At 34.1% G+C, this 12,643-nt stretch carries 8 protein-coding genes; 7 read left to right on the top strand and 1 reads right to left on the bottom strand.

Translation table 11 applies throughout. The annotated features are described in order from the left end of the window. Window positions 1–18: 18 nt before the first annotated feature. The 7 genes from malQ to T335_RS0110600 all read left to right on the top strand — a co-directional run bounded on the left by malQ (window position 19) and on the right by T335_RS0110600 (window position 10,926). A complete protein-coding gene (gene malQ, locus T335_RS0110630; protein WP_026477537.1) occupies window positions 19–1,521 on the top strand; it encodes a 4-alpha-glucanotransferase in 1,503 nt (500 codons plus the stop codon). 209 nt (window positions 1,522–1,730) lie between these two features. Continuing rightward, window positions 1,731–2,741 (top strand): LacI family DNA-binding transcriptional regulator, encoded by a 1,011-nt coding sequence (locus tag T335_RS0110625; protein ID WP_026477536.1) that lies wholly within the window; start codon window positions 1,731–1,733, stop codon window positions 2,739–2,741. A gap of 422 nt (window positions 2,742–3,163) precedes the next feature. After that, window positions 3,164–4,897, top strand: coding sequence for a glycoside hydrolase family 13 protein (locus T335_RS0110620; protein ID WP_026477535.1), 1,734 nt, complete (start codon window positions 3,164–3,166; stop codon window positions 4,895–4,897). Between the two features lie 86 nt (window positions 4,898–4,983). Continuing rightward, on the top strand, window positions 4,984–6,255 hold the full coding sequence (locus T335_RS0110615) for a sugar ABC transporter substrate-binding protein (protein ID WP_026477534.1): 1,272 nt from the start codon (window positions 4,984–4,986) through the stop codon (window positions 6,253–6,255). Window positions 6,256–6,341: 86 nt separating this feature from the next. Continuing rightward, the gene (locus tag T335_RS0110610) at window positions 6,342–7,631 is read left to right on the top strand and encodes a carbohydrate ABC transporter permease (RefSeq protein WP_026477533.1); all 1,290 of its coding nucleotides are present in this window, start codon (window positions 6,342–6,344) and stop codon (window positions 7,629–7,631) included. Then, complete coding sequence (locus tag T335_RS0110605; RefSeq protein ID WP_084281186.1) at window positions 7,628–8,542, top strand: sugar ABC transporter permease; 915 nt, start codon at window positions 7,628–7,630, stop codon at window positions 8,540–8,542. The genes T335_RS0110610 and T335_RS0110605 overlap by 4 nt, the downstream gene beginning before the upstream one ends. A gap of 92 nt (window positions 8,543–8,634) precedes the next feature. Continuing rightward, window positions 8,635–10,926: an alpha-amylase family glycosyl hydrolase gene (locus tag T335_RS0110600; RefSeq protein ID WP_026477531.1), complete on the top strand. Its 2,292-nt coding sequence runs from the start codon at window positions 8,635–8,637 to the stop codon at window positions 10,924–10,926. 48 nt (window positions 10,927–10,974) lie between these two features. On the opposite strand, the gene T335_RS0110595 is transcribed toward T335_RS0110600, so the two are convergent. Continuing rightward, window positions 10,975–12,270, bottom strand: coding sequence for an alpha-amylase family glycosyl hydrolase (locus T335_RS0110595; RefSeq protein WP_026477530.1), 1,296 nt, complete (start codon window positions 12,268–12,270; stop codon window positions 10,975–10,977). Window positions 12,271–12,643: the final 373 nt, after the last annotated feature.

Raw genomic sequence — 12,643 nt, 5'->3', positions numbered from 1 at the left:
AAAGACAGGAGGTTTAACATGAACTTCGAAAGATCTGGTGGCATATTATTACACCCTACATCCTTACCATCAAAGTATGGCATAGGAGACTTAGGGAAAGATGCATACAACTTCATTGATTTTTTATATCAAGCAAAGCAAAAATTATGGCAAATACTTCCCCTTAATCCCACAGGATATGGGGAATCCCCCTACCAATGCTTTTCTGCCTTTGCAGGTAACCCCATGTTGATTAGTATAGATCTATTGATGGAAGAGGGTCTGTTAACAGAGGGAGATATTGAAGAAATGCCCAACTTTAACCAAGACAAAATAGCATTTGAAAGGGTAAAAAGCTATAAAGAAAAATATTATAGAAAAGCTTATGTAAACTACAAGAGAAGGCAAACAAGCAAAGAGCATCAGGAATATAGGGAAAATAATTTAGAATGGTTACCAGATTTTTGCTTTTTTATGGCATTGAAGAATCATTTTCATGGTCTGCCATGGAATAAATGGGAAGAAGCAATTGCTTTTAGAGAAAAAAAGGCATTAATAGAGTATGAAAGGTTACTAGCAGAAGAAATACAATATCAAGAATTTCTTCAATTCCAGTTTTATAAACAATGGCAAAACCTTAGAAAATATGCTAATGAAAAAGACATTAAAATTATAGGCGATATACCAATTTTCGTCTCCTATGACAGTAGTGATGCATGGGTTAACCCTCATCTTTTTGCGTTGGATGAAAAGGGATATCCCAAGTTAGTTGCTGGTGTACCACCAGACTTATTTTGTGAAAAAGGGCAGCTTTGGGGAAATCCTCATTTTAACTGGGACCATATGAAAAAAGATAACTATAAGTGGTGGCAATTACGTTTTGAAAAACTACTAGAACTAGTGGATATCATCAGAATAGATCATTTTAGAGGATTCGAGGCCTATTGGGAAATACCGGCTCAAGCAGAAACAGCAGCAACCGGTAGGTGGGTAAAGGCACCAGGAGATGAACTATTTACAATTGTTCATGAAAACTTAGGAAAGCTCCCAATAATCGTAGAAGACCTTGGGTTTATTACACCAGAAGTGATTCAACTAAAAAATAAGTTTCAGTTTCCAGGAATGAAAATTCTACAGTTTTCATTTGGCAAAGATAATGCTGAAACCGAAAAACCCCATGGTTTTGAAGACTTTTCCATCGTCTATACAGGAACCCATGATAATGAAACCACTGTTGGGTGGTATAAAAGCATCGTAGAAGAGCAGAACTTAGAAGTAATTGAGACCTTAGAAAAACAATATAATATTAAGACAGACTTATCACCAGAGGAGGTTTGTTGGAAGCTAATAGAGATCGCCTATAGAGTGAAATCTATATTTACAATTATTCCTCTTCAAGACATATTAACATTAGATAACAGTGGTAGAATGAACAGGCCAGGGACAATAGGTGATAACTGGGACTGGAGATATAGACCAGAAAAAATAACAAGAGAAGTTATCGAAAAACTTGCACAGTTGGTAAAACAATACAACAGGTAGTAAATAAAAAAAGCAACTTAGAATAGCAACTAAATAATGATAAGCGCCCTTTATGGTTATTGTAGCAAAAAACTGCTGAATATGACAAACAACCTAAAGAAATTTTAGCCTTTAACAGTTTTACTTATTCGACATAATTGAGGAAATTTGATATTATTATAATGATGATATAAGTAAGGATGAAAATTTTAAGAGAAGGAAGATCGCCTATGAAAGTAACCATAAGGGATGTAGCAAGGTTGGCAGAAGTTTCTCCATCAACGGTTTCAAGAGCCTTAAAGAATAGTTCCCTAATAAGTCAATCTACAAAAGACAGGATCATTAATGCCGCAAATGAATTAGGATATCACCCTAACGAGATTGCCAGAAGCTTAGCAAAACAATCATCCTATACTTTAGGTCTAGTTTTACCAGTAACTGCAGAAGAAAGCCTTGAAAACCCTTTTTTCACACGATTTATATTAGGCGTAACCAGTTATCTAGAAAGTCAAGATTATTCTTTACTATTATCATCAGCTAAGAATGAATCAAATGAATTACAACAAATTCAACGAACCGCCTATTCAAAGCGAGTAGATGGAATAATTTTATTAAACATCAGAGACCAAGATAAAAATATAGCCTTCCTTAAAGAGAAGCAATTTCCCTTTGTCGTAGTAGGGACACCAGAAAATAGAAAAGAAATGTTATGGGTAGACAATGATAATGAAAAAGCCATGTATAATCTTACAAAAGAGCTTATTCTAACACAACATAAAAAAATAGCATTTCTTGGTGGATCAAAAGATTTAATTGTTACTCAAAATAGATTAAAGGGTTATAAAAAAGCGTTACTAGATCATAACATGAAACCAGACCCTTCTTTAATTTTAGAAGTTAATTTTCGTGAAAGTGAAGGATATTACTTTACACAAAAATTGTTAAAGGAAATTCCCGATATCGATGCAATTGTTACGACAGATGATTTAATTGCATATGGGAGCATAAGAGCAATAAAAGAATTAGGGTATCAAATCCCTAATGAAATTTCAATAACAGGGTTTAATAATACAACATTATCCCAATACCTTAAGCCAAGTCTTACTTCAGTTGAAATACATCCCACTAAACTAGGGGCAAACGCAGCTAAACTGTTGGTAAGTTATATAAAAGACAATGAGATTAAAAAGAATAGTTATATTGTCAATACAGAAATTATAAAGAGAAATTCCAGTAGATAAAGCAAACACGTATTTTCCGTGTTTGCTTTTTTATAACGAATAGGAAAGTTCGACTTTAATTATTATTAAAATAAGAGAACTTTACGTGATGAGTTTCAAGATAAGCAGATAACCAATTTAATGGATTAAATTGTGTAAGTCGCTTAGTTTTTTCACCTAAAGTCATCCTATAAATCTTCCGAAGGAAGACTTTGTTCTATGTTAGAAAGGTAAATACCATAACTTTCAACTCATATCCAAGTTACTGAAATATTATTCAAATATGAAAGTCATAAAAAGAACTAAATATAACGAAGATTCAGAATAAAAATATTGACAAACTAATATAATTAAAATATACTTATTATAAGGGTTTGCAAACGGTTGCATAACTATAAAATTTATCAAAACTAGGGCTAAAGATAATATGGAGGAATAAAAATATGAATAAGCATGCAATTGAACATCGGCCTAAAAGTAGCTATTGTTACGCTTATGACGAAGAAACAATACATATTAGATTAAGAGCTGCTAAGAATGATGTGAAAAGCGTAACTTTAATTTATGGTGATAAATATCAATGGGAAGACTGCAAAGAAATTGAAATGGAGGCAAGCTATTTTGATCATCTCTTCCAATACTTCGCAGTAGCCATTAAGCCTGTTAATAACCGATTAGCTTATTATTTTAAAATAGAAGGTATAGATGAAATACTATTCTATACAGAGGGCGGGTTAGTAAAAAACATAGATAATAAGTACCTAATATTCCTTCAATTTCAGTATCCCTACTTAAACAAAGCAGATATCCATATAACGCCAGATTGGGTCAGAGATACTGTATTTTATTCAATCTTTCCAGAGAGATTTTATAATGGAAATTCTTTAATCAATCCTGATCCTTTAACGCCTTGGGGCCAAAAGCCTACTTATATGGATTTTTATGGTGGAGACTTAGAAGGAATTATAAAAAAAATAGAACATTTACAAACACTAGGGGTAAATGCAATCTACTTAACACCTATTTTTCATTCACCAACAAATCATAAATATGATACAATAGATTATTTTAAAGTAGATCCACATTTTGGAGATTTAGATACATTAAAAAGACTAGTAACCGAATGTCATCAAAGAAACATAAAAGTAGTGCTAGACGCAGTATTTAATCATAGTGGATATTTGTTTCTTCCCTTTCAAGATGTTATTGAAAAGGGTAGTAAGTCAAAGTATTATGATTGGTTTCATATTAAAAAATGGCCTATAGAACATGAACCACCAAGCTATGACACCTTTGCCTTCGTGGCCAGTATGCCAAAATTGAATACACAAAATCCAGAGGTAAGAGAGTACTTATTAAAGGTTGGACGATATTGGATAGAAGAGGCAGATATTGATGGTTGGAGGCTAGACGTTTCAGATGAAATAGATCATGAATTTTGGCGGCATTTCAGAAGTACAGTAAGAACAGTTAAACCAGATATATTTATTATAGGAGAAGTGTGGCACGACCCTTCCCCTTGGTTAAAAGGGGATCAGTTCGATGCAGTAATGAATTACACTTTTTTAAGAAATTGTATAGGCTATTTTGCAAATGAAGAACTTTCAGACCTACAGTTTAAAGAATATACTAATGAAATGCTAATGAAGAATACCCAACAGGGTAATGAAGTTTCCTTTAATTTATTAGATAGTCATGATACACCAAGATTTTTAACAAGATGTAGAGGAGACATTAAAAAACTTTTACTGGCAGCAACATTCCAATTAACCTTTATAGGTGCTCCGTCAATTTATTACGGAACAGAAATAGGTATGGAGGGGGGAGCAGATCCCGACTGTAGACGAACAATGGAGTGGAATACAAACAATTGGAATATAGAAATTTTTAATTATTATAAAAATCTTCTTGCAGTAAGAAGAAAGTATAAAGCCTTAAGAAGGGGTAACTTTAAATGGGAGAACTATGAAGGGATATTAGCCTATTCTAGAGCGATTCCAGGGGAAAAGGTTATCGTTATGATAAATAATCATAATAGTATAAAGACTATTAATTTTAGTAATGAAGACTTTAGGGGATTTAAAGATATTTATACAGAAAAACCAGAAGTAATTGATAAGTTAGAACTAAAACCCTATTCCAGTAGAATATTTATAAAATTGGAAAAACATAATTGACAGCTGCTTCCAGTAAAGTATATAATTATATTAGGGCAATTATGCAAACGGTTGCATGATTATATAAAATGATAAGGGGGAAAATCATGAAAAAGTTAATAAGTTACCTAATGATTTTAGTATTAGTATTTTCCTTAACTGCTTGCCTTTCTAGACCTCAACAGGTTGATCATGGAGATCAAAATCAACCTGAAAAAGAATCAGGTGAGTTGGTACCAGAAGAAAATGCAAAACTAGTTGTTTGGGAAAGTGAAGGCTCTGAAGGAAGATTTTTAGAGTATGCAGCTAAGCAGTTTACTGAAAAGTATGGTGTTGAAGTTGTATTTGAAGCAGTTACCCATTCAGATTCAAGAAATAGATTAGCACAGGATGGTCCAGCAGGAGTAGGAGCCGATGTTTTTGCTGCGCCCCATGATCATACTGGAGAATTAGTAGCTTCGGGCTTAATCATTCCAAATGATCTTTTTGAAGATAGAATTAAAAGTGAGTTTCTACAGGGAGCAATTGATGGAGTTTCCTATCAAGGAGTATTATATGGATATCCAACAGCAATAGAGACCTATGTATTATTCTATAATAAAGAACATATAGAAGAGGCACCTAAATCTTTCAAAGAAGTAATCGAATTCTCCAAGAACTATAACAATCCAAGAGAGAATAAGTTTGGTTTTATGTGGGATGTCGGAAACGCATATTACTCCCATAGCTTTATCGCAGGTAGTGGTGGATATGTATTTGGAGCGGGTGGAACAGATAAAACTGATATCGGCTTGAATAATGAGGGAGCAGTAGTAGGTGGAAATGAAATACTTGCTTTCCAAGAAATATTGCCTGTAAAAACAGATGATACAAACTATCAAGTATTGGATGGTTTGTTTGCCGAAGGTAAAGTAGCAATGGTTATTAATGGACCATGGGCAATCGTAGGTTATCAAGAGGCTGGAATAGACTTTGGTATTGCACCACTTCCGACTCTTTCTAACGGGAAAAATCCTGCAAGCTTCTCTGGAATTAGAACAATGTTTGTAAGTGCTTATACAAAGTATCCAAACGCAGCTAAATTATTTGCAGACTTTGTTACGACAGATGAAATGTTATTAAAACGATATGAAATAACTAAGCAAATACCACCAGTAATATCATTAATGTCAGAAGATATCATTAAAAATGATCCATTAGTAGCACCCTTCTTAGAACAGGCTCAATATGCAGTACCAATGCCTTCAATTCCACAAATGGGAGTAGTTTGGGAACCCTATGCAAGAGCATTCCAAATTATGTGGAATAATAATATCCCACCACAAGATGCCCTAGATGAAGCTGTAAATACCATTAAGGATGCTATCAAAACTCAATAAAGAATATGGCAATATAAATAGCAAAATCTAGTCATTTGTTCGTCGCAAATGACTAGATTTTTTAAAAAAATTAGGAGGGAAGATTTATGAATAAGCCCAAAAAAGCTGCAATACTGTCACTACTATTTATGGGGTTAGGGCAATTCTATAATAAAGAAAAGATAAAAGGAATCATTTTTGCCGCTATAGAAATTTTCATTCTAATAAATATCCCCTACTTTACCTATTCTTTTTGGGGTTTAATAACATTAGGAGAAACACCACAGTACTTTTATAATGGCTTAGCCTATGGAGATCATTCCATATTTCTATTAATACAAGGAATTATAGCAGTATTAGTAATTTTTATATTTATTTTAATCTATATACTTAATGTTACAGATGCTCAAAGAACTGCAATAGCTCGAGAAAAAGGTATCAAACCAATGAGTTTTAAGAGTTTTGTAAAATACTCATTTGATAAGTATTTCCCATATATTATTCTAACCCCATGCTTTATATTAATGCTATTTCTTACAGTATTACCTTTACTATTTTCCATATCAATTGCATTTACAAACTATGCCGCACCCTTTAAGCTACCACCTAAAAATCTTGTCGATTGGGTAGGGTTTGAAAATTTTAGGAACCTAGTTAATATGCCAATATGGAATAGTACTTTTATAGGAGTTGCCATATGGACCGTTATATGGGCAGTGTTGTCGTCAGTAACAAGTTATTTTGCAGGTCTATTTTTAGCCCTATTAATTAATGCAAAAGAAGTGAAACTCAAGAAATTTTGGAGAAGTATATTTATATTACCCTATGCAATACCTGCCTTTATATCAATATTAGTAATGAGACTGATGTTTACAGGTTTAGGTCCCATTAATAGTATCGTAGTAAGCTTAGGTTTTGAAAGAGTACCTTGGTTAACCAACTCAACCCTTGCAAAAGTTATGCTCATACTAGTCAATATTTGGTTAGGCGCACCATATTTTATGGCATTAATGTCGGGTATTTTAACAAATGTGTCTAATGATTTGTATGAAGCAGCTGATATAGATGGAGCAACAAGATTCCAAAAATTCACTAAAATTACATTACCCTTAGTCTTTCATGCGACATCACCACTGTTGATCCTCAGTTTTACCCATAACTTTAATAACTTCATGATTATATTCTTATTAACCAGCGGTAATCCAGCAAATCCAGCTTACCGTTATGCTGGAGATACCGATATTCTCATTTCATGGATTTATAAGCTAACATTAGAGCAAAATCAATTCCACATGGCATCGGTTGTATCAATACTCATATTTATATTTATTGCAACAGTATCCGCATTAACATTTTCTAAAACAAAATCCTTTAAAGAGGAGGATCTAATGCAATGACAGTAAAGATAAAAGAGAATAAACCTTCTAGCCAATTGCAAGATAATGGAACTAAAAGCACCCATCATTCAACTAAAAATTTTAAGATAAGCGATATATTTGTAAAAATATTAATCTATTTTATGCTACTGACGATATCTGTTATTGTAATTGTGCCAATTATATGGATAGTTGGAGCCGCCTTTAATCCAGGCAACAGCCTGTTCAGTTCCACTATAATACCCAAAAACTTCAGTACAGTCCACTTTAGAACCCTCTTTAGAGAAACAGACTTTCCTATTTGGTACAAGAACACATTAAAGATCGCAACTATTAATATGTTTGTTTCAGTATTATTAACGACAAGTGCTGCCTATGTATTTTCTAGGTATCGTTTTAAGGGCAGGAAGTTTGGATTAATGACAATGTTAATTTTGCAAATGTTCCCTAGTTTTTTAGCAATGACCGCCATCTATGTCCTCTTATTACAAGTAGGATTATTAAATACCCACATGGGACTAATTTTAGTTTATGCAACTGGGCAAATTCCCTATAATACATGGTTGGCAAAGGGTTACTTTGATGGAATACCAAGGAGTATAGACGAAGCAGCTAAAATCGATGGGGCATCCAACCTAATGATTTTTAGAAAGATCATTCTACCATTAGCAAAACCAATCATTGCCTTTATCGCAATTACCAACTTCATTGGCCCGTGGATGGACTTCATACTTCCAAGATTAATATTAAGAAGCGCTGATAAGAAAACATTAGCCATTGGATTGTGGGAAATGGCAGTACAACAGCATAATACTAAATTTACCGTATTTGCTGCGGGTAGTGTTTTAGTAGCAATTCCAATAACAATTCTATTTATCTATTTGCAAAAACATATTGTAGAAGGTTTAACCAAAGGTGCAGTAAAAAGTTAGGATCATAAGCCAATGTATTTAAAGGAGGTGATATACAAACTGCTATTATTTTCAGTAGGCTAAAATTTTATAATTTAGAGGAGGTAAAAACAATGAGTAATTTTATTCAGAAGGGATTATTCAGAAAAAGAGTTAGCCTAGTTATACTGACCTTAGTGATTGTCATTGCAAGTATAGGATTTCAACCTAGTGAAACAGAAGCATCTACAGGTTATCAAGGGTTAGGACCCATCACTCCCAAGGACACAGTTTATCAGATTTTAACAGATCGTTTCTATGATGGAGACTTGTCCAATAATATCCCCCCAGGTTTTGACCCATCACTTTTTGATGGAACAGGAAATGATTTAAAGCTCTATCAAGGGGGCGATTGGCAGGGAATCATAGATAAAATTCCATACCTAAAGGGAATGGGAATTACAGCAGTTTGGATTTCAGCCCCCTATTCAAATCGTGACACCGTTATAAACGACTATCAACCAAATGGCTCAATTGATAGGTGGACAAGCTTTCACGGCTATCATGTAAGAAACTACTTTGAAACAAACAAGCACTTTGGCGAAATGCAAGACTTCATTGCCTTGAGGGATGCCCTTCACAGTAATGGAATAAAGTTGGTAATCGATTTTGTTGCAAATCATACAAGTAGGTGGCAAAATCCTACAAGAAACTTCGAACCAGAAGACGGAAGGCTATATGAACCAGCTAAAGACAGTAACGGTAACTATATTTTTGATAGTAATGGTAATACATACGACCATAATGGTGACGGTAAAAGAGAGTATCTATTGGCAGATCCCCATAATGATATTAATGGATTCTTTCACGGTTTAGGTGATCGAGGAAATGATAATTCTAGATTTGGATTTAGACATAAGGAACTAGGGTCCTTAGCAGATTTCTCTCAAGAAAATGAACTTGTAGTACAACACTTAGAAAAAGCAGCGCTATTTTGGAAGTCAAAGGGGATTGACGGTATAAGACACGATGCGACACTTCACATGAACCCGGCATTCGTGCAAGGGTTTAAGGATGCAGTTGACTCAGCTCCCGGAGGTCCGATTACCCATTTTGGCGAATTTTTTATTGGTAGACCAGACCCTAAATATGATGAATATAGAACATTCCCAGACCGTACCGGCGTTAATAATTTAGATTTCGAATATTATAGAGTAGCTACAAATGCATTTGGTAACTTCTCAGAAACAATGACAGCCTTTGGGGAAATGATGATTAAAACAAGTAATGACTACATTTACGAGAATCAAGCAGTTACCTTTATCGATAATCACGATGTTACCCGTTTTAGATATATTCAACCTAATAATAAGCCCTATCACGCTGCTATAGCTACATTAATGACATCAAGGGGAACCCCAAACATTTATTACGGTACAGAACAATACCTAAGTGCTGCCGATGCCAGTGACATTGCAGGCAGAGTGTTTATGCAGCGGGAAACAGATTTCAATACAAATACCACTGCTTATAAAACAATTAAAATCTTATCCGATTTAAGACAACAGAATGAAGCAATAGCCTATGGAACAACAGAAATTTTATACAGTACAAATGATGTATTAGTATTTAAGCGTCAATTCTATAATAAGCAAGTCATTATTGCCGTAAATAGACAGCCAAACCAGAGTTTCACTGTTCCAGCTTTAAATACGACTTTACCAACAGGTACATATCAAGATGTACTAGGCGGTTTATTACTTGGTAAATCGGTGTCTGTTACAAATGTGGGGGGACAAAACAGAATAGGAAGTTTCACCTTAGCAGGTGGTCAGGTTAATGTATGGTCCTATAATCCTTCATTAGGTACAACAATACCTAGAGTAGGGGATGTTGTATCAACTATGGGTAGAGCAGGTAACTTAGTCTATATTTACGGTACTGGGCTAGGGGGCGCAGTAACAGTTAGATTTGGCAATACACAAGCACAGGTGGTTAGTAATAACAACGAAGTGATAACGGCAATTGTTCCAAATACAACGCCAGGAATTCAAAATATCACAGTTACAAAAGGTGGCAATACAAGTAATCCTTTTAGATACCATGTTCTTTCGGGGGACCTTGTTCAAGTAATCTTTAAAGTAAACGCCCAAACAAATATGGGAGAGAATATTCACGTTGTGGGTAACATCCCCGAACTAGGAAGCTGGAATCCAGATCTCTCAACAGAGGCGATGATGAATCCCCACCATCCTGAATGGTTTTTACCAGTAAGTATTCCTCGGGGTACAACCTTTGAATTTAAGTTTATTAAAAAGGATCAAAGTGGAAATGTAATTTGGGAAAGTGGTAGTAATAGAAGTTTTACCTCATCTAGTAGTCCTACAGGAGTAAGTGATACACCAGTTTATAATTGGCGAAATTAATATAAAAAAGGATTGGGTATCCCAATCCTTTTTTATATTAAAAACATGCTAAGCAGAAACGATCTCAAGAATAATGGCACTATTTTTAAGGACTATCTCACCCTTTTCAATCATAATGGGGCTACCATCAACTAAGTTAGTGTAGTTTCCATCGGGCAATTCAACTTTAATTGTGCCTGCTTTATTCTCTACATTAAAAATACCTGCAAGAATCTTATTATTAATCTCATAGGTGGCGTAAATAACCCCTTTCTTATCAATTCTATGTATATGATAATATCCATTAGCAAAAATGGTTTTCTGTTTTATTTTATATAGATTTTTTAGATAATCAACAAAATCATCATTTAAATTATCCCAACTTATAGGATCTAGATCAAATAAACTAGGTCTATGGATCTCCTGAGCTTCCTGCCCTGCATATAAAAGAACAGGGCCTTTTTGAAAATACATAAATGCAGTCCAAATTTTTAATAAGTCCCCATTAGGAATTAGTGTTTTGATTCTAGATTGATCATGGTTTTCTATAAACCGTAATTTCGCATAATTATTAGGATAGATATATTCCTGCTGTCTTATCTTTTCTAAATAATCCTCCAGCGTATTGCGACCCTCTAAGTAATTCTTAAAATATAAAAAACCATCATAATCATAGGTTATATCAAAAGCTTGATAGCTCTCAGAGTCAGAAGCAGCATAATAACCTTCCCGACGTACATCACTTACAAAATGAGGTTCAACTGTTTCAGATAGCCATAAAACATCCTCTTTAATCTTTGCAACCTCTTCCCGAGCCATAAGCCAAAAATCAATGGGGACAAGGGAGGCAACATCACATCTAAAACCATCTACCCCTAAACTAACCCAATACTTAAGGGTATCAATGAGTTCATGCCATAATTGGATGTTAGAAAAATCTAAGTCAATAATGTCATACCAGTCACCGACTTTATTACCAACTCTACCATTTTTCATGTAGAAAAACTCGGGGTGCTTATGATAAAGGTCAGAATCAGGTGAGGTGTGATGAAAAACAACATCAATCATACACTTCATACCCAAGTGGTGAATTGATTCCACTAGTTTCTTAAAGGAGGTTAAGTCACCATATTCAGAGTTAATTTCTCGATAATTTTGAATTGCATAAGGACAGCCAAGGGATCCTTTTTTGTTTTTAACACCGATAGGGTGAATAGGCATAAGCCATATAATATCTACCCCTAAGTCTTTAATTCTAGGAAGGTCATCAAGTAAGGCATTGAAGGTACCAACCCCACAGTGATTTCTTACGTATACAGAATAAATAACATGATTTCGTAAAGTCATAGGTGATGATTTAGCCATAAAAACTCCCCCTTACATGGTTAGTAAAAAGCCTAACTTCATTATAGCATATTATGCAATCGGTTGCATTATATTTCCATCAATATCCTTATTATTTTTAAAATATGATTGAGGCAATTGAATCATCTCATAACAATGAACTTATATATAACTTATCAAATATGAGGTTGAGTTGCCATTATGGATAACAGGTAGCCGAAATTTTAATTTCAAGACAGTCCCTTGTTATAACAATAGGAATCATCTACTTTGATATTATATAAAAAAACTTCTGTAAATAGTTTCAATATAAGCTTCAATATAAGCAGATAAGCAATTTAATTTGGATTTAATTGTGTAAGTCCCTTAGTTTCTTTATCTAAAGTCATACTTG

The sequence above is a fragment of the Alkaliphilus transvaalensis ATCC 700919 genome (assembly GCF_000621485.1).
Taxonomy (GTDB): domain Bacteria; phylum Bacillota; class Clostridia; order Peptostreptococcales; family Natronincolaceae; genus Alkaliphilus; species Alkaliphilus transvaalensis.
This window is presented reverse-complemented; position numbering and strand designations above follow the sequence as displayed.